General features: G+C 72.4%; 21 protein-coding genes. 6 read left to right on the forward strand and 15 right to left on the reverse strand.

The features are described 5' to 3' along the window. The 4 genes from ACFYML_RS35025 to ACFYML_RS35040 all read right to left on the reverse strand — a co-directional run. On the reverse strand, positions 1-259 hold a 259-nt coding region (locus ACFYML_RS35025; RefSeq protein WP_387424724.1), incomplete at its 3' end, for a hypothetical protein. A gap of 344 nt (positions 260-603) precedes the next feature. Further along, positions 604-1,713, reverse strand: coding sequence for a magnesium and cobalt transport protein CorA (locus tag ACFYML_RS35030; protein ID WP_387424725.1), 1,110 nt, complete (start codon positions 1,711-1,713; stop codon positions 604-606). A 123-nt stretch (positions 1,714-1,836) separates the two neighbouring features. Continuing rightward, complete coding sequence (locus tag ACFYML_RS35035) at positions 1,837-2,421, reverse strand: class F sortase (RefSeq protein WP_387424726.1); 585 nt, start codon at positions 2,419-2,421, stop codon at positions 1,837-1,839. A gap of 156 nt (positions 2,422-2,577) precedes the next feature. After that, positions 2,578-3,081: a hypothetical protein gene (locus tag ACFYML_RS35040; RefSeq protein WP_357440240.1), complete on the reverse strand. Its 504-nt coding sequence runs from the start codon at positions 3,079-3,081 to the stop codon at positions 2,578-2,580. A 536-nt stretch (positions 3,082-3,617) separates the two neighbouring features. Here ACFYML_RS35040 and ACFYML_RS35045 point away from each other — a divergent pair. Further along, on the forward strand, positions 3,618-3,812 hold the full coding sequence (locus ACFYML_RS35045) for a DUF6767 domain-containing protein (protein ID WP_387424727.1): 195 nt from the start codon (positions 3,618-3,620) through the stop codon (positions 3,810-3,812). An 80-nt stretch (positions 3,813-3,892) separates the two neighbouring features. On the opposite strand, the gene ACFYML_RS35050 is transcribed toward ACFYML_RS35045, so the two are convergent. Both ACFYML_RS35050 and ACFYML_RS35055 read right to left on the reverse strand, forming a co-directional pair. Further along, complete coding sequence (locus tag ACFYML_RS35050) at positions 3,893-4,561, reverse strand: response regulator (protein WP_387424728.1); 669 nt, start codon at positions 4,559-4,561, stop codon at positions 3,893-3,895. After that, positions 4,558-5,661, reverse strand: coding sequence for a sensor histidine kinase (locus tag ACFYML_RS35055; RefSeq protein ID WP_387424729.1), 1,104 nt, complete (start codon positions 5,659-5,661; stop codon positions 4,558-4,560). Before ACFYML_RS35055 ends, ACFYML_RS35050 begins: the two co-directional genes overlap by 4 nt. Positions 5,662-5,858: 197 nt before the next feature. Between ACFYML_RS35055 and ACFYML_RS35060 the strand changes: the two genes are divergently transcribed. Then, positions 5,859-6,281 (forward strand): DUF6069 family protein, encoded by a 423-nt coding sequence (locus tag ACFYML_RS35060; protein WP_387424730.1) that lies wholly within the window; start codon positions 5,859-5,861, stop codon positions 6,279-6,281. 74 nt (positions 6,282-6,355) lie between these two features. Here ACFYML_RS35060 and ACFYML_RS35065 read toward each other — a convergent pair whose 3' ends face one another. Together ACFYML_RS35065 and ACFYML_RS35070 are read right to left on the reverse strand one after the other, a co-directional pair. Beyond that, complete coding sequence (locus ACFYML_RS35065; protein WP_387424731.1) at positions 6,356-7,180, reverse strand: ArsR/SmtB family transcription factor; 825 nt, start codon at positions 7,178-7,180, stop codon at positions 6,356-6,358. Between the two features lie 271 nt (positions 7,181-7,451). Next, complete coding sequence (locus tag ACFYML_RS35070) at positions 7,452-7,961, reverse strand: DinB family protein (protein ID WP_387424732.1); 510 nt, start codon at positions 7,959-7,961, stop codon at positions 7,452-7,454. A 143-nt stretch (positions 7,962-8,104) separates the two neighbouring features. Here ACFYML_RS35070 and ACFYML_RS35075 point away from each other — a divergent pair, with 143 nt between their 5' ends. Continuing rightward, the gene (locus tag ACFYML_RS35075; protein ID WP_387424733.1) at positions 8,105-9,391 is read left to right on the forward strand and encodes a vanadium-dependent haloperoxidase; all 1,287 of its coding nucleotides are present in this window, start codon (positions 8,105-8,107) and stop codon (positions 9,389-9,391) included. 86 nt (positions 9,392-9,477) lie between these two features. Here ACFYML_RS35075 and ACFYML_RS35080 read toward each other — a convergent pair whose 3' ends face one another. Further along, positions 9,478-10,698: an MFS transporter gene (locus ACFYML_RS35080; protein WP_387424734.1), complete on the reverse strand. Its 1,221-nt coding sequence runs from the start codon at positions 10,696-10,698 to the stop codon at positions 9,478-9,480. 58 nt (positions 10,699-10,756) lie between these two features. Here ACFYML_RS35080 and ACFYML_RS35085 point away from each other — a divergent pair, with 58 nt between their 5' ends. After that, the gene (locus ACFYML_RS35085) at positions 10,757-11,719 is read left to right on the forward strand and encodes an ArsR/SmtB family transcription factor (protein WP_387424735.1); all 963 of its coding nucleotides are present in this window, start codon (positions 10,757-10,759) and stop codon (positions 11,717-11,719) included. 34 nt (positions 11,720-11,753) lie between these two features. Here ACFYML_RS35085 and ACFYML_RS35090 read toward each other — a convergent pair whose 3' ends face one another. Further along, on the reverse strand, positions 11,754-12,272 hold the full coding sequence (locus ACFYML_RS35090) for a pyridoxamine 5'-phosphate oxidase family protein (protein ID WP_387424736.1): 519 nt from the start codon (positions 12,270-12,272) through the stop codon (positions 11,754-11,756). Between the two features lie 144 nt (positions 12,273-12,416). Between ACFYML_RS35090 and ACFYML_RS35095 the strand changes: the two genes are divergently transcribed. Continuing rightward, complete coding sequence (locus ACFYML_RS35095; RefSeq protein ID WP_387424737.1) at positions 12,417-13,685, forward strand: MFS transporter; 1,269 nt, start codon at positions 12,417-12,419, stop codon at positions 13,683-13,685. Positions 13,686-13,767: 82 nt separating this feature from the next. Continuing rightward, complete coding sequence (locus ACFYML_RS35100) at positions 13,768-15,009, forward strand: lycopene cyclase family protein (RefSeq protein ID WP_387424738.1); 1,242 nt, start codon at positions 13,768-13,770, stop codon at positions 15,007-15,009. A 71-nt stretch (positions 15,010-15,080) separates the two neighbouring features. Here the strand turns inward: ACFYML_RS35100 and ACFYML_RS35105 are convergent, their stop codons facing one another. From ACFYML_RS35105 to ACFYML_RS35125, 5 genes are all read right to left on the reverse strand, one after another. Next, positions 15,081-17,921 carry a DNRLRE domain-containing protein gene (locus tag ACFYML_RS35105; RefSeq protein WP_387424739.1) on the reverse strand — a complete coding sequence of 947 codons (2,841 nt, stop codon included), beginning with the start codon at positions 17,919-17,921 and terminating at the stop codon, positions 15,081-15,083. A gap of 61 nt (positions 17,922-17,982) precedes the next feature. Next, on the reverse strand, positions 17,983-20,259 hold the full coding sequence (locus ACFYML_RS35110) for a hypothetical protein (protein ID WP_387424740.1): 2,277 nt from the start codon (positions 20,257-20,259) through the stop codon (positions 17,983-17,985). Next, complete coding sequence (locus ACFYML_RS35115; RefSeq protein WP_387424741.1) at positions 20,250-21,626, reverse strand: alkaline phosphatase family protein; 1,377 nt, start codon at positions 21,624-21,626, stop codon at positions 20,250-20,252. Before ACFYML_RS35115 ends, ACFYML_RS35110 begins: the two co-directional genes overlap by 10 nt. Continuing rightward, a complete protein-coding gene (locus ACFYML_RS35120; protein WP_387424742.1) occupies positions 21,623-23,290 on the reverse strand; it encodes a glycosyltransferase family 39 protein in 1,668 nt (555 codons plus the stop codon). The genes ACFYML_RS35115 and ACFYML_RS35120 overlap by 4 nt, the downstream gene beginning before the upstream one ends. Beyond that, positions 23,287-25,797 carry a glycosyltransferase gene (locus ACFYML_RS35125; RefSeq protein ID WP_387424743.1) on the reverse strand — a complete coding sequence of 837 codons (2,511 nt, stop codon included), beginning with the start codon at positions 25,795-25,797 and terminating at the stop codon, positions 23,287-23,289. The genes ACFYML_RS35120 and ACFYML_RS35125 overlap by 4 nt, the downstream gene beginning before the upstream one ends. Between the last annotated feature and the right edge of the window lie 769 nt (positions 25,798-26,566).

Consider the following 26,566-nt stretch of genomic DNA (forward strand, 5'->3'; position numbering starts at 1 on the left):
TCCACGCGTTCGACGGCAACCGCCGCCCGCCCGCATCCACCCCGCCGGCCAGGACCTCCACATCCACGCTGTTCCAGTGCGCGCCGATCAGCGCGCCCACCATGCCTGCCACCAGATCGGCACACCACCCGACCCGCTGCGCCAGCACCGCCTGAGACAGGACCTCACCGGTTGCCTCGTCCACACCGGTGCGCAGCACAGCGCGGGCACACGCGGTGCGGGCGGTCTCGCCCTCGGCCAGCCGCAGCTTCCCGCTCACCGGCTCAACGACCCATCATCGATCGAGCAGAACCAACGCTCACGGCCGGCCCGCCCGCGTCACCGGAACCCGCCCCGAACCAGCCCAACTACCAAGCGTCACGACATGAACACCGGCAGACATGCCGTGGTCTGCGAAAATCGAAGAAGGTCCACACGACCAATCTATGATCACTGACGATTCATAATCAAATTGGTTAGCCTGTACCGGCTGTACCTGTACCTGCTGATGACGGTGGAGATGCCCAGTCGCGGCATCACCGCCGAGTCCGACCCGTGGCGGGTGGCCCGCCTCGCCGAACTGCTCGATCAGGAACTGTCCGACCTGGACCGGACCGGGTGCCCTCACAGCCAGCCGGAGCGGCGGAACAGCCGGTACAGGGTGAACGCGGCCAGCGCCGTCACCAGCACGGCGCCCGGGTAGCCGTACCGCCAGCCCAGCTCGGGCATGTGGGCGAAGTTCATGCCGTAGATGCCGGCCACCGCGGTCTGGGTCGCGGCGATGGCCGCCCAGGCGGCGATCTTGCGCATGTCGTTGTTCTGGTCCACCGCGAGCTTCGCCAGCCGGGCCTGCAGAAGCGAGTTGAGCAGGTCGTCGTACGTGCCGATCTGCTCCACCGCCCGGGCGAGCCGGCCCTCCACGTCGGCGAACCAGCGGTGCAGCGCCGGCGGCGGGCCATCCCGCTGCTCCAGCAGCGCGCGCAGTGGCGCCGGCAACGGCAGCACCGCCCGCTTGAACTCCACCACCTCCCGTTTGAGCTGGTAGATCTGCTGGATGTCGGCGTCCCGGTCGCGGGCGAAGACACGTTCCTCGACCCGTTCCAGGTCCCGCTCCAGGTGTCCGGCGACCTCCAGGTAGAGCTCGACCATCCGGGCGCAGACCGCGTACGCGACCGCCCACGGCCCCTCCGCCAGCACGCCCGGCCGGCGTTGGATGTCCTCGCGCACGGGAGTGAGGGTGCCCGCCGCGCCGTGCCGCACGGTGATCACGAACCGGTCGCCGAGGAACACCAGCACGTCCCCGGTGTCGATCACCTCCGAGGTGTCGGTCAGCTCGGCGTGTTCGACGTAGCCGGCGGTGCGCAGCACCAGCAGGGTCACCTCGCCGTGCCGCTGCACGGTGGGGCGGTGCCCGTCGGCGAGGGCCTGCGCGACGCTCAGCTCGTCCAGGCCGAAGGTACGCCCGACCGCGGCCAGCACGGCGGCCCCCGGTTCGTGCAACCCGAGCCAGACGAAGGACCGCCGGGTGCGGCGGGCCCGCGCGTACGCGTCGGCGTAGTGCGGCCGGCCTGGCTCCCGCCGGCCGGACACGTAGACCGCGCAGTCCACCACCGCGTCCGGATTGGACCGTGGCGCGGCGGCCGCCGCCGGGTCCACCGGGCGCCCCAGCAGGCGGGCGAGCAGGGCGGGCAGCCGCCGTCCACGCTGCCGGGTCCGTGCCGTCGACCGGTCCACCGCGCACCTCCTTCGGCAACTCCAGCTCGGTGCGTTGCCGCGCCGCGACCTGGAGCCGCCGTCCGCCGGGAACTGACGGCCCACGGTACGGCGTGGGGAGGGGCCGGTGGTGTCCGGCTGCCGTCAGCGGGTGGCGGTGGCGAAGACGACGATGTTGTCCGGATAGCTGCCGGTACGCGGGTTGAACCGGCCGCCGCAGGTGATCAGGCGCAGCCGGGCGTCCGTGCCGCCGCCGTAGACCCGGTCGGTGGGGAAGCGGTCCTTCGGGTATGCCCCGACACCGTCCACCGTGAACGTTGCTTCCCGGCCGTCGGCGCGGGTGACCCGGACGGTGTCGCCGGGACGGAGCCGACCCAGGTCGAAGAAGACCGCCGGGCCGTGCTCCGAGTCGACGTGCCCGACCATGACCGCGTTGCCCGCCTCCCCCGGGGTGGGGCCGGGGCGGTACCAGCCGACGATCTCCGGGTATTCCAGCGGCGGCACCTCCAGCGCGCCGTCGGCGTCGGTGGCGACCGGGATGATGCCGGCGTCGACGCCGATGCGGGGGATGGTGATGCGGACCGGGTCGGAGCGGGAGAGCACCGGCCCGGGCGGACCGGAACGTTCGGCGGTCGGGGCCACCGCGGCGCCCGGCTGCGGTGGCCGCGGGGAGGTGGTGCCGAGACCGGCGGCGACCATTCCGGCGCCGGTGGCACCGGCGATGGTCACCGCGGCGACGATGGCGGCGGTCCGGGCCTTCGACGGCCCGTCCCCGGGGCTGCTCTGTGGCGACAGGTGCCCACCTCCGTCCGACGTGGGAGTGGCGCCCGCGCCGGTTGTCGCCCGGCGCGGGCACCCTCGCTCAGGGATGGTGTGGCGAGGCCGTCAGGCGACGGTGGTCGCGCGCCGTCGGCGGCGCACCAGCACGTACGTCCCGCCGGCGACCGCCGCGGCGGCCAGCGCGCCGCCCGCGGCGAGCACCCCGGTGTCGCCGCCCTTGCCGCCGGCCCCGGCCGGGGCGCCGCCGATCGGCGTGGCGCCGATCGCGATGACGGTGAAGGTGGCCGTTCCGCCGTTGCTGCCGTTGCCGCAGGTGGTGGTGACCGTGTACGTGCCGAGGGTGAACCCGGCGGTGAAGAGTTCCGCGCTCAGTCCGCCGCCGGCCGCGGCGGTGGTGGACCGCACGTTCTCGTCCCGGTTGGGCCCGGTGACGTGGAAGATCGCGTCACCGTCCTTCGGGTTGCACTCCGTCGTGGTGAGCACGACCGTCCCGCCGACCGGGGTGGTGGCGGGTGAGACCGTGGTGTCCGCGAGCGCGGCGGCCGGGAGCAGGAGTGTGCCGAGGCCCACGCCGACCGCCGCCGATCCGAGAATTCTCTGTGCCTTCATCCGCGTCTTCCCTCACTTTTCGTCCGCTGACTGCGTGGGACGCCGTTCGGGTGGCCAACTCCGTGACTAGCACCGGTGTGGCCAACACTAGGAGGGTTGCGGCGGTCACTCGGCGTAAATGAGAAATCCTCGTTGCCGTCACGTGTCCTCCCTCCCGCCGGGGAGCGCCGGACATGCCCGCCCACCCGCGCCCGGAGCACCCGGACGCCGCGGCACCCGTTGCGCCGCCTGTGCCGTTCCGGTGACGGTGCGCTGTCCTGGTCCGGTCGTGGGGGAGTGAGCGGTCAACCGGTCCGAGGACTCCCCATGCCGTTCCACTGCCACCCGTCCTGCTGGTGGCGGTGGCGAACATTCCGCCCCACCGCACCCGGTTCGGCCGCGTGGCCCGGCCGGCGTTGGATAGCGTCAGGTCACGGGCGGGTGCCCGCGGCCCGGAGGGGGCGGCCCGCGGGAGCAGGCCGGAGCCTTCCGGGCCGGACCGCTGCCGTGACCAACGGCCCTACCCGCGCCGTCCGACGCGGAGAACCCTGGTGGGCGTGAGCGCCACCAGAGCGTCGGCCAGCTGCCCGATCCGTCCGGGCGAGCCGTGCACGCTGTGTCAGCTCGACGTCACCGGGCCGCAGGACTGCCCGCTGGTCTATCTGGTGATGGGCGATGACGAGCTGCGGGCCGGGGTCCACCGGACCCGACTGGCCAGGCCCGGGACGCGGCGGCCCCGGCCGGGCCGGTGACGGTCAGCCAGGGCCGTGCGAGGTGATCGCCGCGACCCACAGCGTCGTCGTCAGGGCGAGACAGATGCGCGGCGACGGGGTCAGCGGGCCGGCGGCTCGGGGCGCACCAGACCCACCTCGTACGCGAAGACCACCGCCTGGATCCGGTCGCGCAGGCCGAGCTTGGTGAGGATGGCGGAGACGTGCGTCTTCACCGTGGCGGTGCTCAGGAACAGCCGTTCCGCGATCTCCGCGTTGGACAGCGCCCGCGCGGTGAGGGTCAGCACCTCCACCTCGCGGGCGGTCAGCGCGGCCAGTCGCGCCGGAGTGGCCGCCGGGCCGGGCAGCCGGTCGGCGAACCGGTCGAGCAGCCGCCGGGTCACCGTGGGGGCCAGCAGCGCCTCGCCCTGCGCCACCACCCGTACCGCCTCGGCCAGGTCCGCCGGGCGCGTGTCCTTGAGGAGGAAGGCGCTGGCTCCGGCGCGCAGCGCGGCGTAGACGTGTTCGTCCAGGTCGAACGTGGTGAGCATGACGACGCGGGCGGGGTTGCCGGCGGCCACCAACTCCCGGGCGGCGGCGATCCCGTCCTGCCGGGGCATCCGGACGTCCATCAGCACCACGTCGGGCCGGGTCCGATTCACCACCGCGACCGCCTCGACGCCGTCGGCGGCCTCCCCGACCACCGTCAGGTCGGGCCGCGCGTCGATGATCATCGTGAGGCCGGCGCGGATCAGGTCCTGGTCGTCGGCGATCACCACGCGGACGGTCACCGGGCCACCCCCACCGGCAGCCGTGCCTGGACGCGGAACCCACCGGCCGGCAGCGGACCAGCGTCCAGGCTGCCGCCCAGCAGCCGGGCCCGCTCGCGCATACCGACGATGCCCCGGCCCGTACCCGCGCCGGGGCGCCGGGGCGCCGCCGGGCCGTCGTCGACCACCTCCAGCCGCAGCACCCCGTCGTCGTACCGCACGCTGACGTCGGCCCGGGTGGCCTGGCTGTGCCGTAGCGCGTTGGTCAGCGACTCCTGCACGATCCGGTACGCCGACAGCTGCACCCCGCCGGGGAGATCGTCGGCGATGCCGTCCCGGCTCATCGTCACCTGAAGGCCGACCGCCCGGACGGCGTCGGCGAGGGCGTCGAGCTGCGCGAGGCCCGGCTGCGGCCCGTCCGGATCAGACCCGTCGTCGGTGGCCAGGGCGTGCAGCATCGCCCGCAGCTCGGTGAGCGCGGACCGGGCGGCCGCACTGATCGAGCCGAGCGCGGCCCGGGCCCGCTCCGGGTGGGCGTCGAAGACGTCCTCGGCGGCGGCGGCCTGCACCGCGATGACGGCGACGTGGTGGGCCACCACGTCGTGCAGCTCGCGGGAGATCCGCTCCCGCTCCCGGGACAGCACCTGCCGCTGCCGGCCGCGCCGCCGGTCGGCGTGACCGCGTTGCAGCTCACCGAGGGCCCAGCTCAGACCCAACGCGGTCACCGCGAGCAGCAGGTCCCGCCACCCACCGGTGACCAGCTTCCACGGCGTGGGGGCGACCAGCAGCGCCAGCGCGAACAGGGAGATCCGAGGCGAACGCAGCCGCGCCACGTACGCCAACGGAACGGCGACCAGGCCGAGCCAGCCCAGCTGGGGGCAGAACGCCTCCAGCCCGATCCCGGCGAGCGCGGCCACCGCCAGCGCGTACCCGGGTCGTCGGCGGATCCACAGCAGGCAGCTGGCCTGTACGACGGCGAGGCCGAGCGCGGCGGCGGTTCCGCCCGCCGAGGCCGGGCCGATACCCGGCGTGACCGCCACGGCCAGTGCGACGCCGAACATCACGGTGGCGATGCCGCCGTCGAGCAGCAGCAGGAAACGGGATGAGGACCGGCAGTTCACAACGCGGATGTTAGGCCGCTGGCGCGCCCCGCCTCATCGGTCGCGGGACGGAGATCGGGGGCCGGACCTGGTCCCCGGGACTGACCGGCGAACCCGTCCGCGGCGCGATCCGCGGCCCGCCCGTCCGCGCCTAGCGTGCCACTGAAGGTCGTCGACGGATCCGGCCCCGGGTCCGTACCCAACTGGAGGTCCTGCCGATGAACACTGTGACGAGTCTCCCGGTCGCTGCCGGCCGCCCGGGGCGTCGACGTGGCCGGGTGCTGGCGGTGCTCGCCGCCACCGCCGCCACCCTGGTCGTCTGGGCCGTCGCCGTCCCCGTCGCCGGGGTGGACCTGGTGGCCCGCTCCGGCGGGACGGATCAGCCGGTGACTCCGGTCGTGGTCGGCGTCGCCACCCTGCTGGCCGGCCTGGCGGGCTGGGCGCTGCTCGCCCTGCTGGAGCGGTTCACCACCCGGGCGCGAATCGTCTGGCTCGGCCTCGCCGTGGTGGTGCTGCTGGTGTCGTTGCTCGGGCCGCTAGATGGGGGAGTGGGTACGGCCGCGACCGTGACGCTGCTCGCGATGCACCTGGCGGCCGCCGCCGTCCTCGTCCCGCTGCTGCCCCGCACCGCGGGGCGCTGACCCGGCGGCGCGGCCCGGTCGGGGATGCCGCGACGGGGGCGGGCATCCCCCGGCCCGGCCGGGCGTCCGCCGGGTCAGCCGGCCGGGAGCGGCTCCGGCAGCGGCTCGCCGGTCTCCAGCAGGCTCTTCAGGCTGGCCAGCAGCTCCGGCCAGCCGCCGCTGCCGTCGAGCTGGCCGCTGATCGCCCGGTGCATCTCGCTGTCGGGGGAGAAGTCGTCGTGGGTCACGGTCAGCCGGACCGCCTCGCCGTACGGCGCGAGGTCGAAGGTCACCTTCGACCGCCGTTCCCGGAGGCGTTCGGCGAGCTCCTCGTCCGACCAGCCGAAGTGGGCCGCATGCTCGGGCTGGAAGCCGTGCCAGCTGTAGGCGAGGAGGCGGTACGGTTCGGCCACCAGCACCCGCTGGCCGATGTCCTTCGGCTCCGCGTCGGGCGCGTCCTGCCAGAGCACCGGCGACCCGACCCGCCAGTCGGAGACCAGCGCCGCCCCGCCCCAGTAGCGGCGGGTGAACTCCGGCTCGATCAGCGCCCGCCAGAGCTGCTCCGGGGTGGTCCGGATGTACGTGGTGTAGACGAACGTGGGGTTCTCCATGGGCTCCCGCTCCAATGCTCTCTGCAGGTCGGCGAGGGCACGCGCCCGCTCGCGGTGGTACCGGCCGATCCAGCGGTCGGCGACGGCGTTGATCGGGGCCGCGTTGAGGTGGTGCAGCTTCTCGCGCCCCTGTCGCGTCGTGGTCACCAGCCCGGCCGCCTCCAGCACGGCGAGGTGCTTGCTCACCGACTGCCGGGTCATGTCGAGCCCGGCGCACAGTTCGCGCAGGCTCTGCCCGTTGCGGACGTTCAGGCTGTCGAGCAGCCGGCGACGGCTCGGGTCCGCCAGCGCCCGGAACACCTCGTCCACCGCTCACCCACCCTCGATAAAGGCAGCCAGGAGGTTGCCTTTCCTCACCATAGGCAGCCGGATGGCTGCCTGTCCACTGGAACGGTGGTGGCACTCCGAGACGGGAACCCAGCCTCCTAGGACGCTTTAGCGGATGTGTCCGCCCAGCCAGCTGAAAATCTGCCATCAACCAGGGACGGACGCCTTCCCGATGACGGTCAGCGGCAAGGCCCGCACGATCGAGCTGCACCACGTCCGCGCCGCCGGGTGACCGGGACGCCTGGCCCGCCGGTCACTCTCCGGCGCGTCCGTCGGTCAGCTCGCGGACGATGTCGAGGTGACCGGCGTGCCGGGCGTACTCCTGCAGCACGTGGAAGAGGATCGCGGCCAACGTCGGCCGGCTGGCCTCGTCGGTGAACCGGCCGCCCAGCATGGCTGGCGTGCCCAGCGGGGTCGCCTCGACGATCTGCCTGGTCCGTGCCCCGCCCCGGCGTAGGGCGGTCACCAGCTCGGCGACCGTCTCGTGCGGGCCGACGTGCCAGCGGTCGTCGGCGCGGTCGCCCCACGGGTCCGGCACCGGTTCGCCGAGGAACCCCCAGACCAGCCAGCGCCGCTCCATGAAGGTCAGGTGCTTGACCAGCTCGACCGGCGTCCAGCCGGAGGGCACCCGGGCGGTGCGGGCCTGCGCGTCGGTCAGCCCGGCGAGCCGATCGGCGACCGTGTCCCGGTAGTAGTCGAGATAGGTGAGGAACAGGGCGGGCACGTCGGACGACGGGCCGGGCTCCGGGAACGGCACGCGCATGTCGGGCAGTATGCCGCAGGGGGTGGCGGCCGTCTGGCCTATCGACCCGCACCGATGTGAGCACCTATAGTCATGTTGCTCAATGCTGTGACCTCGTGACACGGGGTGAAACTGACGGGTCGGAAGCAGCAAGGAGAAACATCATGACAGGCAGGGTTCGCACCGTGCGCAGAGCGGCATCCGCGATCGTCGCCACCGTCCTGGCCGCCGGGTCCTCGCTCGCGCTCGCATCGCCGGCCGCGCAGGCCGCAGGGGTGACCGGGTCGGCGCAAGCCGTGCTCACCTGGGATCGCCACGCCGAGACGGCGATCTGGGACACCGCACGGCAGGCGCCGCAGGTGCAGTCGCGCGGTGCCGCGATGGTGCACGGCGCCATCTACGACGCGGTGAACGCCATCGCCGGCACGCCGTTCCAGCCGTACCTGACCGCACCGCCGGCCGACGGCTCCGAGTCCGTCGACGCCGCCGTGGCCGCCGCGGCGTATCGGGTGCTCGACGCGATCTTCCCCGAGCAGCACGACGCCCTCGGCGCGAAGTACGGCGAGTCGCTCGCCGCGATCCCGGCCGGGCCCGCCAGACAACGGGGGATCGACATCGGCGCGCGGGCCGCCGCCGCGATGATCGACGCCCGACGTGACGACGGGTCCTTCGGTCCGCAGACCTTCCCCGTCGGGACCGAGCCCGGCCAGTGGCGGCCCACGCCACCGTCGTTCGCCAACGACGGCGGCTGGGTCGGCCACATGACGCCGTTCGTCCTTCCCCGCGCTTCGGTCTTCCGCACCTCCGGCCCGCCCGCGCTCACCAGCGCGCAGTACGCCAGGGACTACCACGAGGTCAAGACGGTGGGCTCGGCCACCAGCACGGTCCGCACCACCGACCAGACCGAGGCGGCGATCTGGTGGCACGACCGGCGCCTGGGCGAGTGGGAGATCAAGCGTCAACTCGTGACCACCCAGCGGCTGAACGCTCTCCAGGCGGCACGCATGTTCGCGATGGTGGACCTCGCCGAGGCGGACGCCGTCATCGCCTGCTTCAACGAGAAGGAGACGTGGAACCGCTGGCGGCCCATCACCGCGATCCGCCTGGGCGACACCGACGGCAACCCGGATACGCTCGCCGATCCCGCCTGGACACCGCTGCTGGTCACGCCGCCGCACCCCGACTACACGTCCGGCCACACCTGCAACACCGGCGCCACCATGTCGGCGTTGGCGTACTTCTTCGGCCGGGACGACATCGCCTTCAGCGCCTACAGCAGCGACTCCGGCACGAGAAGACACTTCAGCAGCTTCTCGCAGGCGCTCACCGAGGTCATCGACGCCCGGGTGTGGGGCGGCATCCACACCCGCAGCGCCGACCTGCAGGGGGCGCGGATCGGCCTGCAGACCACGGCGTACCTGGTCCGGCACCACTTCCGCCCGCTGAGGTGAGCGTCGCGCTCCCCAGCGGTGGCGGTGGGACAGGCCTACCCTGACCGTCCGATCCTCGCCGGGACCGGTGGGGGAGGGGCGGCCTCCTAACGCCCGTCGGGCGCCGGGGCAAGAGGCGGGGCCGTCTCCGGCTCAGCCCCAGACGCGGCCTCGGTTTGCCGCAGTCCCCGGGTGAGCGCCACGGTGGCTACCAGGGACAGCCCGGCCATCGCCGCCACGGCCCAGGCGGCCGGCAGCCGGTCGGCGATCACCCCGGCCAGCGCCGCGAACACCGCCTGGCCGGCCATCATGCCGTTCTGGTGCAGACCGAGCACCTGCCCCCGCATCTGCTCCGGTGAGTGGGCGATCAGCCGCTCCTGCAACGGCAGCGACGCGGCGAAACCGGCCGAGGCGACCAGCGCGACGAGCATCGCCAGCGGCAGCGCGGGGTGCAGCACGAAAGCGAGGTACGGCAGGGCGAGCAGCAACCGCAGCGGCCGGACGGCCCAGTCCCGCTGGGCCGGGGTGAGGAACCGCCCCACCACCACGTCACCGGCGAGCATGCCGAGGGCACCTGCCGCGAACAGGAAGCCGGCCCGCTCCCCGGCGTACGGGATGAACAGCGCCTCGCAGCCCACCACCAGACCGTTGGGCACCCACAGGTTCAGATAGAGCGACCGGCGGCGCGGGTCGGCCCACAGTTCCCGGTTGATCCGCAGCGTGCGGGCCGTCGACGCCCGGTCGCTGGCACGGGCCGGCCGTTCGGCCAGGCCGAACCAGCCCAGCGCGGTGGCCACGGCCCGCAGCGCCGCGGCGATCAGGAACACCTGGTACGGGCTGAGCCAGACCAGCAGCACACCACCCGCCCCGAAACCGGCGATCTGCATGACGCCGACGCTCGTGTTCATCGTCGACCGGCCGAGCACGTATGCGCCGGGCGGCAGCATGTCGCTGATCATCGCCCAGCGCGCGCCGCTGGTGATCGAGCCGGCGTACGCGGTGCCGAAGATGATGGCGAACCGGGCCCAGAGCGGCAGAGTCGGCACCGCCTGGAGGGCCGCGCCGGCGGTGGCGACCAGCGCGGCGAGGGTCAACGCCCGGCGCGGTGGCAGGCTGTCGGCGGCGGACAGCAGGGTCAGGCTGCCGAGCACGCCGGCCAGCGGCGCGCCGAACACGCTCAGCGCGGTGAGCAGGGCGGAGTCGGTCGCCGCGTAGGTCAGCGAGCCCAGCGCAAGCGCCGAGGTGGTGTGCGCGGCGAGGCCGGCGCAGTTGGCGACGAACAGGTTTCGGAACTCGCGGACCGCGAAGAGATCGGAGTACGTCCTCACGCCGAGGATCCTTCAGGCCGGCGCGTCGGGCCCGTAGAGTTACGCCTGGAGGCGAAACATGGGTGTCTGGCAGGTGCCGGCGGACCTGCTCGCGCGGAGCCGGTTCACGGTCTCCCCGATGACCGACACGGTCGCCGCGTTGCGGGCGCTGAACGATCCGCGTCGACCCTGGCAGCGGGCGTGGCGCCGGCCGTACGCCGAGGCGTTCCAGCGGATGGTGGCCGACCGGCCGGTGGTGCGGGCGTTGCTGGCGGCGTCGTTCCAGCCCCGGTGGACGGCCGATTTCCTCACCCTCGCCCCGGAGGCGGCGAACCCGACGTTCGCCGAGGAGTTGGCTGTCGTCGCGCGGCGCGGCGACGAGCAGATCCGGGCCGACCTGCGGGCGACCCGGCCCGGGCCGCTGGCCGAGGTGCTGCTGGGCGGCGGGCTCACCGACCAGGTGGTGGGCCTGCTGGACTGGGTCTGGACGCACGCGGTCCAGCCCGAGTGGCCGGAGCGGGAACGCCGGCTGCGCGCCGACATCGTGGCCCGCACCGCGCGGCTGAGCGCGTACGGCTGGGCGGGCGTCTTCGCCGACCTCAACCGCAACGTGCGCTGGGTGGGTGACGGCTGCCTCCAGGTCAACGACTACCCGGCTCCGCCGCTGCCGCTCGACCAGGCCGAGCAACTCGTCTTCGTCCCGGCGCACTGCGCCCGGGGCTGGGTGGTGTGGGACCGGCCCACCCGGTTCGGCATGGTCTACGCGGCCAGCGGAGTGCTGGCCGACGCCGGGGCGGTCGCGCCGGACGGACTGGAGCGGTTGATCGGTGCCAACCGGGCGGCCATCCTGGCCCGGTTGGACACTCCGTTGAGCACCTCGCACCTGGTGGCCCTCACCGGCCTCTCCCTCGGCACGGTCGGCGACCACCTGCGGGTGCTGCTGGACGCGGGCGCCGTGACCAGACGACGGTCCGGCCGGGAAGTGCTCTACTGGCGTACCGCGCTGGGCGCCGCCCTGGTGGGCGCCGGCCGCACCGGCTGACGGTGCGCCGCCGGTCGTCCACTCGGCCCCGAGGTCACCCTCCGGCGGTCCGCCAGAACTGGCGGGGCGCGTACCCCTCGCGGCGCAGCCAATGTTCGGTGTAGACGATCCGCTGCGCCGGCACCACGACCAGCGGCCCGGTCGGCGGCTCGTTCAGCGGCCGGGACCGCTCCACGTGGTCGGCCTGCCACCGGTACGCCGGCCAGTGGTGCTCGAACTCCGGGTCACCGGGATGGAGCACCCGGGCCCGGCCGAAGACCTGCGCGCCGCGGCTGCTGGCCTGCCCGACGAGGGGAGCGAAGACGCCGATGGACACGCGCGGGTCGGCGGCGAGGTTGCGCATCTTCGGCGAGGTCGCCACGGCGGTGAACATCAGGGTGAAGTCGAGGTGGAAGTAGCGCACCGGGGTGGCGAGGGGACCGTCCGGGCCGGTGGTGGCCAGCACGCACATGTTCTGCGACGACAGCAGGTTGAGGATCCGCTCCTCGAGGCGGTCCCGGTCGAGGCGGGCGGTGGGGGCGGGACCGGCGAGCCAGGGATTGGTGACGGGCATGCGTGATCTTCCCATCCGCCGTGGCGTCCTATGGCGGTGGCGGGCCCGATTCCACGACCTGCACAGGCGCCGGTGGTGCGGTGGACGGATCCGGCACCATAACCCGGTCGGCGGAAGCCGCGACCACTGGTAGGTTCGCTGGCCGTGACGGGGACTGCGGGGGAACGGTTGGGCGCGCGCTTCGCGCGGCTCTGGGCGGCCAGCACCATGTCGGCGCTGGGCAGCGGGATGGCGACGGTGGCCGCGCCGCTGTACGTCGCGTCGCGGACCGACGATCCGCTGATCGTGTCGGCGGGCGCCGCGGTCGCGTGGCTGCCGTGGCTGCTGTTCGCGCTGCCCGGCGGGGTGCTCGTGGACCGGGTGGACCGGGGCCGGCTCATGGTGGTCATCGACTGGGTGCGGGTGGCCGTGCTGATGGTGCTGGCCGCCGCGATGGTCACCGACCGGGCCGGGGTGGCACTGCTGTACGCGGTGCTGTTCGTCGTCAACACCGGCGAGGTGGTGTTCCGCACCGCCGCCCAGGCGGTCGTGCCGGCGGTGGTGCCCCGGTCGCGGCTGGAACGGGCCAACGGCTGGCTCGGCGGCGGCACCCAGGTCATGCAGAACATGGTCGCCGGCCCGCTCGGCGGCTTCCTCTTCGTGGTGGCCCCCGCCATCCCGTTCGGCGTCAACGCCGGCACGTACGCCCTCAGCGCCGTGCTGGTCGGGCTGCTCGCCGGGACGTACCGCGGCTCGCTGGAGCCGGGCCGGCGCCGCTCGGTCCGCGCCGAGGTCGCCGAGGGGTTCCGGTGGCTGCTCTCGCAGCGACTGCTGCGCACCATGACTTTGCTGATCGGCATGCTCAACGTCACCCTCACCGCCGCCCTGGCGGTGCTGGTGCTGCTGGCCACGGACCGGCTGGGGCTCGGCTCGGTCGGCTACGGCGCGCTGTTCACCTGCATTGCCATCGGTGGGCTGCTCGGCTCGGCTGTCGGTGACCGGCTCGTCGCCGCGATCACCGCGACCTGGACGATCCGGATCGGCCTGCTGATCGAGGCCGGTCTGCACCTGGCCCTGGCCGCCTCGCGCAGCGCCGTGGTCGTCGGGCTGGCGCTGTTCGTCTTCGGGGTGCACAGCGCGCTGTGGAACATGGTGGCGAACTCGCTGCGGCAGCGGCTCACCCCGCCCGCGCTGTTGGGCCGGGTGGGCAGCACGAACCTGTTCCTCGCCGCCGGTGGCAACTGCGTCGGCGCGCTGCTCGGCGGGGTGGTCGCCAACCGGTTCGGGATCACCGCGCCGTACTGGGTGGGTTTCGTGGTCGCGCTGGTGGTGATCGCGGTGACCTGGCGGGTCTTCGACCGGGCGACGGTCGCCGCCGCGTACGCATCCGGCTCGGCCCCGGCGGCGCCGGAAACCCCGGCGAGCGTCGCCTGAGCGGCCTCGCTGCCCGCCCGGTCGGGCGGGCGCGTCGTGGGGGCCGCGCCGCACGGGCACGGGGATGTGACAGCGTGGGCGGGTGAACTCGTCCCCGGTCGACGTCGACCTCGCGCTGGTGGGCGGCGGCGGCGCCGCCTCGCTGGTGCTGGCCGCCCTGGACCGGTATGACCTGACCGGCCTGCGGGTCGCCGTGGTCGACCCGGTGCACAAGCGGGGACAGGATCGCACCTGGGCGTTCTGGGGCGCCCCGGGCGGCGACCTCGACCCGCTGCTGACCGCCAGCTGGTCACGGGTCGACGTGGTCACGCCCGCCGGCCGCCGGGTCCTGTCGCTCGACCCGCTGCGGTACGCCATGCTCCGCTCCGCCCCGGTCTACGACCGGGCTGCCGCGGCCGAACGCCGCCTCGGCGCCGTGCGGATCGGCGCGCCGGCCGGGGCGCTGCACGACGACGGCCGCCGGGTGACCGTGTACGACCCTGCGGGGCGGGTGCTGGTCCGGGCCGGCTGGGTGCTCGACTCGCGGCCCCGTCCGCCCGAGCGGCCCGGGCGGACCACCTGGTTGCAGCATTTCCGCGGCTGGTGGCTGGCGGCCGACCGGCCCTCGTTCGACCCGGACCGGGCGGTGCTGATGGACTTCCGCACTCCGCAGCCCGTCCGGGGCGTCTCCTTCGGCTACGTGCTCCCGGTCGACGACCGGTACGCGCTGGTCGAGTACACCGAGTTCGCACCCGCCCAGCTCACCGACGCCGGGTACGACGCGGCGCTGCGCGGGTACGCCGCCCAGCTCGGCCTCGACCTGACCGCGCTGCGGGTGCGCGAGGTGGAGAAGGGGGTCATCCCGATGACCGACGGCCCGTTCCTGCCCCGCCCGTCGCCCCGGGTGGTCCGGCTCGGCACCGCCGGCGGCGCCACCCGACCGTCGACCGGGTTCACCTTCGCCGCCATGCTCCGGCAGGCCGACCAGATCGCCCGGGCGCTCGCCGCAGGCCAGGCGCCGGTGCCGGCGCCCGCCTATCCCGGGCGGCACCGGTGGCTGGACGCGGTGGCGCTGCGCGCCCTGGACCGGGGACACGTCGGCGGGGTCGAGTTCTTCGCCCGGCTGTTCGACCGCAACCCGCCGGAGCGGGTGCTGCGCTTCCTCGACGGCGCCACCTCACCGGCGGAGGAGCTGGCGGTGATGCGGTCCAGCCCGCTGCTGCCGATGACCGGCGCGGTGCTCGGCGATGCCGTCGACCGGCTCCGCGCCCGGCTGCGCCGCGACCCGACCCCCACCCAGGTGCCCGAGACCGGGTCGCGCGCGGCCGGTCAGGCCGGCTCGTAGGTGGCGACCACCACGAACAGCGAGTGCCCGTCTCGACAGGTCTGACGGGATCCCCGCTGACCGGCCTTTCCTCAAGACCGCATGTCCAGTAGCAACTGCGGTGGGGTGCTGGACTCGCGGCTGCCGTAGCTGCTCGACGAGCCGCCGCTGGAGGTCAAACCAACGGTGAAGGTACCGTTCCCGCTGATTAGGGGTGTGATGTCGAGGGTCACCCAGGTGCCGCTGGTGGTCCGACCGCTGGCGGCGATCGACGTGTCGCCGATGGCGGGTGCGTTGTCCCAGTTCGTCAACGTCTCCGACCAGGTGGAGTCGGCCACCGGGCGGACCACGAAGCCGCTGGACGATCCGGCGGCGACCCAGACCCTCAGGCGCGCGCGCAGGACTGTGCCAGCCTGGCCGGACACGGTGAATTTCAGGTACGCGTTGGTGACCGGATCTCCGTCCACCCGTACGACGGGCGTGCTTCCGTATCTGCTCGTGGGGCTGGACGCCTTGACATAGGTGTCCGCCACCGCCGCGATGGGCGTGGCCGCCGGTGTGGTGACGAGGGCGGGCGTACTCGGGCCGGAGGAGTTTCCGGACGCGTCGAAGGCGGAGACCCCGTACGTGTACGAAGTTTCCGACAGGGCGGTGCTGTCGGTGAAGCTCGACCCTGTGGTGGTCCCGAGGGCGGTTCCGTTGCGGTACACCGTGTACCCGGCCACGCCGAAGTCGTCGGTCGCGGGCTCCCACGACAGCAGCACCTGGTTGGGTCCGGCCGCTGCGGCCTGCAGGTTGGTGGGCACCGTGGGCGGGCTGGCGTCCGCGGTGGTGACGGTCACCGTGTTACCCGGTGCGGAGGCGTTCCCCGCGGCGTCGACCGCCGTGACGTGGTACGCGTACGAGGTGCGGGTGTTGCCGACCGTGTCGTCGAGGAACGCCAGGCCCGAGGAGGTTTCCGCGAGCAGGGTGCCGTCGCGGAACACCCGGTACCGCGCGACCCCGATGTTGTCCGTCGACGCATCCCAGGCGAGGCCGACCGCGCCGGGTGCCACGCCGGTGACCCGGAGGTTCGGCGGGGCGGAGGGTGGCAGCGTGTCGCGAACTGCGGTGACCGGGTTGGCAGCAACGCTGACGTTGCCGGCTGCGTCCACCGCGCGCACGGTCCAGACGTGTGACTCGTCCGGCGGTACGGCGCTGTCGGCGTACGTCGTGGCCGGCACGGTCGCCACCACCGTGCCGTCACGGAGCACCTCGTACCCCGTGACGCCGACGTTGTCGCTCGACGGCGACCAGGCGAGCGTCACCGCGTCCGGGGAGGCGGTGGCGACGAGGCCGCCCGGAACGGACGGGGGCGTGGTGTCCGGGCCGAGGGTGGTTACGGCCACCGGCTGGCTGCGCACCGACCGGTTGCCGGCCGCGTCCACGGCGTCGAGCGTGTACTCGTACCGGGTCGCTCCGGCGACCGAGGTGTCCGTCCAGGCGGTCGCGGTAGCCGGCAGGTCGGCCACCGCGGTGCCGTCGCGGTAGACGCGGTAGCCGGTGACGCCGTACGTGTCGGTGGCCGGGGTCCAGGCGAGGCTCACCGACGGGGTGGGGTTGACGGTCGCGGTCAGCTCGCCGGGTGCGGTCGGGGCGAGCCGGTCCGGGCCCTTGCAGGAGATGGTCGACGAGTCGACCAGGGTCGTGCCGGTGGCGCCGGCCGCGTGGTAGTGCAGTTCGGCGCGGTTGCCGTAGAGGTCCATGCGCATCGCGCCGTAGCTCTTGTTGGTCTTGACCACCCGTGCGTCGGAGCTCAGGAAGCCCTGACTGGAGTGGCCGCCGCCGCCCACCACGAGTTCGACGATGCCGTCGGCGGCGGGTACGCCACCCGCGCCCATCGGCGTCCAGCGCTGGTAGTTGTGGTCGTGGGCGGTGACGAGCATGGTGACGTGCTGGGCGGCCATGAGGTCCCACATGGCCTGCATCCGCGGCGCCGGGTCCTCCGAGCCGACGCTGAAGAGGGGGTGGTGCCAGAACACCATCGTGCACGGGCTGCGGTTGGCGGCGAGGTCCGCCACCAGCCACTCGTACTGCGGCGAGCCGGGCGCGACCTTGTTGTAGTTGCTGGTCGAGTCGATGGCGATGAAATGCCAGCCGTTGGCGTCGTAGCTGTAGTAGTGCGGGATGTTGTCCCAGAAATTGAAGTAACCGTCCGCCCGGTTGCCGGTGTACTCGTGGTTCCCGACGACCGGGGTGGTGACGTCGCGTAGCCGGCCGAAGAAGGCGGTCGGGCCGCCGTACCAGTTCTTGAACTCCGTCAGGGTGCCGTCCTCGTACACGTCGCCCAGGTACAGAAACAGGTCCGGGTTCCATCCGACGAGCGCATTGGTGACGTTCACCGCGTTGGTCTCGCCGCCGGCGCCGTCGCCGACGGCGGCCACCACGAAGGGTTCCTGTGGGCCGCGGGCGCGGATGGGCGGGACGGACCACTGCCGGGTGTTTTCCGGAGGGGTGACGTTGCCGTTGGCGAAGGTGACGGTGATGGCCGTCTCCGGGGTGATGTAACCGTCGCGCATCTTCGCCGCGACGCCGATCGTGTGTGCGCCGTCGGCGAAGTCGGCGGAGGAGAGGGTGAACTGGTGCGGCGACTGGAAGTCCGTCAGCAGGTACTGGCCGTCCAGGGACCATTCCGTCTTGCCGACGCCGGGGCTGGTGCCGACCGTCACGTTGACGGTCGCCGTGACCGTGGTGTCGCCCACGAGCGTGCTGCCGCTCGACGGTTGGGTGAGGCAGACCAGCACCGTGTAGGCCCCGCTCGGCGCGGTGGACGCGTGGCACGTGGTGGAGGCGCTCTCCGCGCGACCGCTCAGGATCAGGGTCAGTCCGGCGGCCATGAACACGGCGACGACTGTGGACCCGGCGGACGACCGGGTCGCTCTGCGCGGCTTCATCGGGTGGACCTCCAGCTTGTGAGTGTGGTGACCGCCGCGCCTCCCCAGGAGCGGATGATCGTCAGAGGTCGGTGGGGCTGCCGGGCGGGTCGGCGTCGGTCGGCCGGCCCCGGCGGGCGGCGGTGGGGGAGCGACGTCGCTGGAGGAGCACGCCGAGCGGCAGCAGCACCACCGCCGCGCCCGTGACCAGCAGCGCGCCCCACGCGCTCAGCCCCCGGTGAGGGCCACCCGGCTCGCTGCTGTCCACGGGTACGTCCACGTCGACGCGCACGCCGAGCAGGTCGGCCAGCACGTTGATATCGGCCGCGCCGAACCGCTCGCTCGGCTCGATGTGGGTGTTCTCGCTGAACTCGTTCCAGCTGATCACCCCGATCGCGTCGGGTTGAGACAGGCGGGCCGCGGCGAAGGAGGCCCGCAGCGTGTCGCCCTCGCGGCGCGGCACCTCCCGCTTGCCCCCGACCAGGCGGGCGTCGAAGCCGGGGGTCACCGGGGCGATCCACAACCCGCCCCGCTGGTGCACCGCCCGGGACATCTCCGCCAGCTTGCGTCCGCTGGCACCGGCCACCGGGTCCACGGATGACCAGTAGTAGGCCTGGCCGTCGAGCACGCCCTGACTCGACTCGACGTCCTCGAGACTCTTGGCGTTGCCGAGGACCAGCAGCTTCCCGCGTACGCCGCCGACGGTGGTCCGGATCTGCGTCGGGGTGAAGCGGTCGCTGCCGGTCCACACCACCACCGGCCGGCCGAAGATGTCGAACACCGGATCGGTGGCGTAGCGGGTCGCGAAGAACGACAGGTCGGTGCGGACGGTGTCGAAGGCCAGCGGGGTACGGGCGAAGTCGAGCCCCTGGTACACGATGCCCAGGCGGAAGTTCTCCTCCCGGGCCACCTCGACCAGCTTGGCCAGGCGCTCGTCGAGTTGCGGCGTGTGTTTCCACGACACCAGGAACCCGTTGATGCCGGCGGACTTCGCCATCCGCACGTGCCGTCGCATGATCTCGACGTCGTCACTGGAGTAGCGCCCGAGCAGGGGATAGTCGATCTTCGCGCGGTTCCAGGACGTCGGGTTGAACCAGATGTAGTAGTAGGCGAGCACCGGCACGGGAGCCGTCGCCGAGGACGGGTCGGCTCGCCGGTGACCGACGTCGGCGCGGGCGTCGCCGGCCGGCAGCAGCGTGCCGGCCAGCGCGGCGACCAGCAGCAGCAGTGCGATTCCGCCCCGCACCGCTGCCGGCGGGCGGTCCTCGTCGGCCGGGGCGTGCCGCGGGCGGCTGCCTGCCCGCCGCGTCGGCAACCGCCGGCGGTGCTTCGGTCGCGGGCGGTCCCGCTTTCCGGCCGTCCCGGCGCGGCGCAGCCGGGCGAGCAGATGCGGCCGTCCGAGCAGCACCAGGCCCACCGCGACGACCAGCACCGCGAGCGTCACCAGGGCCAGATCGGCGGCGCTGATCACGGTGAGGGACACCACCTGGTCCTTGCTGATGCTGACCGGACGCCCGAACGACACTCCGCCGCCGAAGACAGTGATCGTGTAGGTGCCGCGCGGCAGGTCGGGCACCAGCGCCGTGCCGTCCCGGCCGAACGGCAGCCGCTCGACGTCGCCGTCGGCGCGGGTCAGCTCGATGCCGTCGCCGACCTGGCGGGTGAAGAACATGTCCGTCGCCGTGAACGAGACCCGGAAGAAGAGCAACTGCACCACCCACGCCTGCTGCTCCCACGGCACGAACTTCTGTCCGGCGCGGTTGACCACGGACGTGCCGTCGACCATCGCGCTGTCGACCACGTAGTAGAGCTGCTTGGAGGCCAACCCCTGCGGGCCCTGCTGGGTGCGGCTCTCGGCGACCCAGCGCGGCTGGGCCAGTTCGGGGCCGCTCAGGTCGTGTATCTCACCGGTGTTGCTGCGCAGTCGCATGGCGGTGACCCGGTCCGGCGGCACGGCCCTGCCGAAGCGGTCGATGAAGCTCCACGAGACCAGCCGGGAGGTACGCAAGCCGAGTTCCACGACCTTGCCGCGCACGCCGGCGTCGACGTTGCCGCGGAAGCGGTCGAAGACGACCTTGCGATCCGGGCTGATCAGGGTCTCCGGAACGACGAGCCGCTTTTCGAGGTCGACGAAGTCGCGCACGCGTACCTGGATCCGACCCTTGGCGTCGGACCGGGCCACCTGTCCGTCCACCTTCACCACCACGCCGCCGAGTGGCGGCACCGTCTGCAGGTGCAGCTTTCCCGGCCTTGTCGACGCGGGTCGCGCACTCGCGGCGGTGGGCAGTACGACCACCGCCAGCACGGCCGCGACCAGCGACAGCAGGGCCGCCGGCACGATCCGGCGGGTCATACCCATCGCCGCCGCCGAAGCGCCGCGACGCCGACCAGCGCCGTCACCAAACTGCCCGTGACCGCGTACGCGGTGTACACCGGGACCGGGTTCGGTCTGTTCACCACCGGGGGTGTGCGTTCGGTGCTGAGGAAGACCGCCGGCCGTGGTGGTCGGTCGAAGTCGAAGGCGTCGAGGAACGTCTTCGCGTTGCGGTCCCGGTCGGCCAGCGGCTTCAGTCGCCAGTTGACCTCGATGAACTTCAGGGCGGAGGTGAAGTCGAGCGTGGTGGAGTCCACGTACCCGCGTCTGGCGTAGGGGCTGACCAGCAGGGCGGGCACCCGAAAGCCGTAGCCGTACCGGTCGACCTGCGGGGGCGCCACGTGGTCGTACCAGCCGCCCCAGTCGTCGTACGACCACAGGAACGCCGACGAGTTCCAGTTGGGTGAGCGCATCAGCTGGGTCAGCAGTGTCCGGACGAGGTTCTGACCGGCCCGGATGCTGCCGGGCGGATGTTCGCTGTCACCGGCCGGGGCGATGAAGGAGACGGCGGGCAGTTGGCCCTTGGCGGCGTCGTCGTAGTACTCGTCCAGGTCCACGATCTTGCCGAACAGTCGGGGATCGTCGACGTAGCGCGCGTAGGCGAGCAGCGGCACCCAGATCACCTGCGCCCCCCGGTCGATGTCCTCCTCGCTGGTCCGGGACCGGAACGTGATGGTGGGGTCGTAGTTCTCCACGTAGAACTTCCAGCTGATCCCGGCGGCCTCCAACCGGTCGAAGATGGTCGGGATGTCGCCCCACCCGTTCGCCGGGATGGACTCCGAGGCTCCGGTGGCGCCCGGGCCGCCGGTCACCCGGAACATGTGGTTGCGGATGCTGCCCGAGTTGGACGAGCTGAAGAAGCGGTCGAACAGCACGTATTCGTCGGCGATGTTCCAGTAGTACGGCAGGTCGCGGTCGTCGTAGTAGGCCATCGCGAGCTTGCCGTCCTTGCCCTGCGTGCTCACACCCTCGACGAAGCCGTCCATCCGGCCGTTGTTGTACTGCACCCGGAAGGCCTCGGCGGTGTGGTCGAGGTCGAGGCTGCCCAACTCCCCGAGGTGGTATGGCTTGACGCAGGGTTGGGCCTGGCCCCGGCGCACCGGCATGCAGGTGCCCGGAGGGATGCCGTCGACCCCGGGCCGGGTGCCGAAGTAGTTGTCGAAGGTGTGGTTCTCCTGCATCAGGAAGACGAAGTGGTCGATCGGGGTGGTTGCGCTCGCCGCGGGCGCCGTCCGGGGCGCGGCGTGCGCCGCCGTGGCCGGGCCGGCGAGCGCCAGCAGGCCGGCGGCCAGCAGCGCGCGGATCAACAGCCGACCGGCGTGCCGGCGGCGCGGGTGAGCAGGGTCGGTCACGGACGCACCTCGTAAATGATGATCACCGGGACGGGGACGCGGGCCCCGGTTGGGTCGGTTCTGTCGACGTACTCGGTGTGCACGACGCGGCCGTGGTAGCGGCGGATCAGGACCATCAGTCGCTCCGAGAAGAACGCCGAGCGCCCGGCGGAGAACGAATCCCAGACGACGTACTGCAGGTCGTTGTGGCGCAGCCACCAGTCGGGGTTGGGCAGTGGCTCGTACGACGGGTTGCGCCGCAAGGGGTTCGGGCTGACCGAGAGGCCGTAGCTGCGGCGGTGGCCGTAGTACTGGATGATGTTGGCCATCGACGGGCCGAGGGTGAGCACCACCGACCCCTCCGGGGTGTTCGCGGCGAGCCACCGGCCCGCTTCCCGGCCGCCCGGCACCCCGCCGGACCCGGCGAGGAAGGTGGAGTTGTCGGCCTGGTTGACCGCGTTCAGGCTGGGTACGAGCAGGCTCAGGGCGACCACGGCGATCACCGCGGTCCGCACCGCCCGTACCGTGCGCGCCGGCTCAGCGCTCGCCGAGCGGTGGACTCGGCGGAGCAGGCGGCGGACCAGCTCCGGCACCGGCAGCTGGGCCAGCGCCCGCGCGGCCAGTACCGCGACGGGCGCCGCGGCGGGCAGCAGGTACTGGAAGCCCTTGACCGGCCACAGCTGGAAGAACACCACCGGTGCGGCGATCCACGACAGCAGCAGGGTCTCCCGCCAGGAGCGGTGCCGGCGCAGCCACCAGAGGCCGCCGACGGCCGCCGCCACCACGAGCAGCCCCATCGCGGGCGGCACCGTCTCCAGGTAGAACCCCATCGAGTGGTTGGGCCGCCGGAACAGCTGCCACACCAGATAGCTCTTGCCGGTCTGGCTGCGCCCGGCCAGCGCCTGCGAGACCGGGTGGGTCAGGAAGACCGCCACCGTCGCGGTGAGGGCCAGCAACGACATCCGCACCGGCCGGCGCACCATCGGGGTCAGCGCCAGGAACGCGTAGACGCCACCGGCCAGGACGATGCTCGTCTCCTTGGTCAACATCGTCACGCCCAACATGGCGCCGGTCGCGAAATACCAGAGCACCTGCTGGCCTTGCACGAACCGCACCAGGCAGTACAGGGTGAGCGTCGCGAACAGGACCATCGGCCCGTCGAGGAGCACCTGGCGGGTGACGACCACGTGGTACGGCATGACGGCCACGAGCAGCGCCGCGATCAGCCCGACGCGCCGACCGTAGAGCCGGGCGCCCAGCAGGTGGACGGCCAGCACCGTCACCATGCCCAGCACCGCCACGACCAGCCGCCCGGCCAGGTCCACCTCGCCGGTGCGGAAGAACGGCGACAGGATGGTCTGGAAGAGCATCGGATGAGCGCGGAAGACCGGGAAGAACGGCGCGTAGTTCGGGTTCCCGGCCAGCGAGGCGGCCTGTCCGGCGTAGACAGCTTCGTCGCTGTTGAAGCCGAGCGCGTTCAGCTTCCACACCCGCAGGAACAACGCCAGCGCTGCGATGGCGACGAGGGCGCCCGGCACCGCCCACCGGCGCCACCCGCGTCCCTCGCCGCCGTCCCCGGCCCCGGACGTCGCGCTGGGCACGGAAAGCTTGACGGGGTGGAGCACGACCGTCGTCGCGAGACGGTCGTGCTCCACCTCCTCGACCGGAGATCGGGTAGCGCTCACGCACGAGCTCCGCTCGGGGCCGGCGCCCCGCTCCACCGCGGCCAGGCCGGCAGGACCACCTGTGGCTCGGTCGGCAGGTCTCCCCGTTCGGCATGCAGCAGGCGCGGGATCTCGTCGGCCCAGCCGAACCGGTCCGAGGCCACCACCCGACTGCGGACGTGGGACAGGAAGCCGGTCAGGATCTCCCGCTCCCGCTCCCGCAGCTGCGCATACCCCTGCCCGTCGATGGTGATCGCCGGTGCCAGGTAGCGGAACGGCGGGAACCCGTACGCGTCGTCGGTGTTCTGGATCATCCGCTCCAGCGTCTCGTCCTTGCCGAGGTCGCCGATCCGGGGCGTGCCGCGCTCGATGATGAACAGCTCCTCCACCCTGGTGCTGGTGCCGATGCGGCAGGGAACCAGCCGGTCGACGCTGTACTTCGGTGGCGGGACGAGCCGCTGGGTGAGGGCGTTGATGCCCATGATCGGCACGTTGAACCGGCTCAGGGTCAGCGCCAGCGAGCGGCCCCCCTTGGAGTGCAGCCGGCTCTGGAACTGCAGGCGGCGCCACTCGGCCGGGGTGAGGTCCCGGGCCTGCACGGCACGCAAGGTGTGGGCGCTGATGGTCAACGGCTTGGGGAAGCACGTCGCGACGCCGTCGGCGTTGACCAGGGTCATGTCGTCGGAGAGGAAGAGCCCGCCGTGGTCGCGGAGCAGGCGCAGCACGGTGGCCGTCTTGCCGGTGTCGGTGAGGGCGGAGAGCATCACCCCGACGCCGTTCAGGCTGACGCACGCCGAGTGCAGGAGCATGTGGCCCCGCGACACCAGCACGAACCGCAGCAGCGCTTCGACGATGTTGGTGTAGACCACGTGCGGCGAACGGGCGAGCAGCGGACCGACCTGGATGTCGATCGGCGACCCGAGTCGGATCCGGAAGTTCGCGCCCAGCCGACCCAGGTGCTCCTCGTAGCGCAGGACCGACTCGTTGGCGTACTCGGTCATCGCGGCCCGGCGCCGCGGCCCTCGGCCGCCCACGTCGCTGACCCGCACCGCGATGTCGACGTCCGAGTCCGCGACCCACTGGGCGCGGAAGAACTCCAGCTCCGGCAGCATGATCTGAGATCCGATGGTGACCACCCCGGCCACGTCGTACCGGTACTTCAGGTACTGGTACCGCTTGCGGGAGGGGGTGGCGACGGCCTCGGGGGCCTTCAGGTTGACGAGCATGCGCACCGGATCCCGCCGGCCGACGCCGCCCGGGGCGTAGATGACCCGATCGTTGATCAGGAACCGGACGAGGAAGAGCGCGACCAGCGTCAGGGCGTTCGCCGTCAGGATTCCGAAGCCGGCCCAGACGAGGGCCTGCAACGCCGGCAGGCGCAACAGCAGCAGCGCATTGTTCAGCAGGAAGAAGCGTGCGGCCCGGCCGGTCCGGGAGCCCTGCCGGTGGCGCCGGTAGATGAGGGCGTCGATGAGGGCGAAGTTCCACACGGTCGACAGCTGGGTCGCCAGCGTGGCGCCGAGCAGGTGGTGCAGCTTGGCCGGCTCGTAGAAGAACCACAACGCGGCGGTGTTGACCACCATCCCGGACAGACCGACCAGTCCGAAGGCGATCATCCTGGTCAGCTCCCGCAGCCGGTCGCGGGCGGCGGCCGGGTGTTCGCGCATCTGGCCGATCAGTCGCTGGCTGCGCAGCCGCCACAGGTGCCGCACGAAGGTCAGCCCCTCCCGCAGCGACGCCTTGGAGCGGCCGGCGTGCCGGGGCGCCATCTCGTAGGCGACCTCGGCGACCCGGGCGCCGGGGTGGCGGACGAGCAGTTCGAGCAGGACCTTGAAGCCGATGGGGTTCACCCGGTCCAGGTCGACGGCCGCCCGGCGGAAGGCGAACAGGCCGCTCATCGGATCGCTGACGGTGGTCAGGCGGCGCGGGAACAGGCTCTTCGCCAGTCGGGTGGCCCACGACGAGGTCACTTCACGGGCCATGCCGTCGAGGCCTTCGTGGGAGCCCTCGCCGGCGTAGCGGGTGCCAATCACCAGGTCCACGTCGTGCCGCATCGCGACGGCCGCCAGCCTGCCGGCCGATTCCGGCGGGTGCTGCAGGTCCGCGTCCATCACCAGGACCCACTCGCCGCGGGCGTGCCGCGCGCCGAGCAGCACGGCGCCGCCCAGCCCGCCGCTGCGCGCGTGGTGCGGCCGGTGCAGCAGGCGTACGGCGACCGACGCCTCGGCTGCGTGCCGGCTCAGGACGTCCACAGTGTCGTCGTCGCTGTCGTCGACGACGATGATCTCCGCAGGCAGTGGTGCGAGGGCCGGTCCCAGCCTGGACAGCAGCGCGGGGATGTTCTCCGCCTCGTTGCGGGTCGGCACGACGACGCTCAGCCGTACCTGCTGATCCGCTGCGGGCGAGTGCAGGTCCTGCGGTGCGAGGTCCGAGGTGCGCCGCTTCTGGCGCCGCCGGAGATCGCCGCCCGGACTCCCGGCCTCTTCGTCGTCCTTGCCGGTCGCAGGCACCTGTGCGACTTCGGTCATTCGACCCTCCATCAGTTGCGCTTCCGGGCAGTGACGAGCCGCCGGAAATCCGGCTCAGAAACAGCGACGGAAGCCAGTCCGAAATTGCGCCGGGCGGGAACTGTTCCCGCCCTGGCACCGTGGGCGTTGAGGGATGTCCGCGGGTTCGCCTGAGATTACGGATGGCAAACGCGAGGTGTCTAACAGGCGAACAGTCGTGAAGGTGACAGGAGTTCACCAGGCGTTCCGGCCGCTGATCCACCGCTCCTGACTGCGCCAAGTACGGCTAGGCAACCCTCACGTTGCACTGAGTGATCGCTCGGTGGAGACGGCAGAAGGATGCCGCAGCCGGCTCCCAGTAAGCCGGAAAGCCTTTTGATGAACGGCGGACGGCAGTCCACGCGAACAGATCAGTGGCCCACGACGTGATCGTCTGTCTTCACCGCCTGCAATGGCCAGGAATTGTTTCGGGTGACGGCACTGTGGCTGTTCGGCTGAGTCTTTGCTTCGTAAAGTATCTGCCGGCATCCACCGGGCCCGCCGAGGATTTCTCCGAACGGCGTGGCGGGTCTACCGGTTCGCCGCCGGCCGCGATGACTGAGCAGACCATTGCCCGCCGGACCGCTCGTGCGATCCGGGCACCTGACCGGCGGGCCGGACCACCTCGTCCGGTCGGCCCAGGCAGCCGGGCGGCCGACCGGACGGGCCGCCGAAAGGGTGCGTCGGGTCGCGGCGGCAAGACCGGGCGGCACCTCGTCCACGGCGAGGGTCAGCCACCACACCGGACACA

This window comes from Micromonospora sp. NPDC007230, from assembly GCF_042869115.1.
Classification (GTDB): domain Bacteria; phylum Actinomycetota; class Actinomycetes; order Mycobacteriales; family Micromonosporaceae; genus Micromonospora.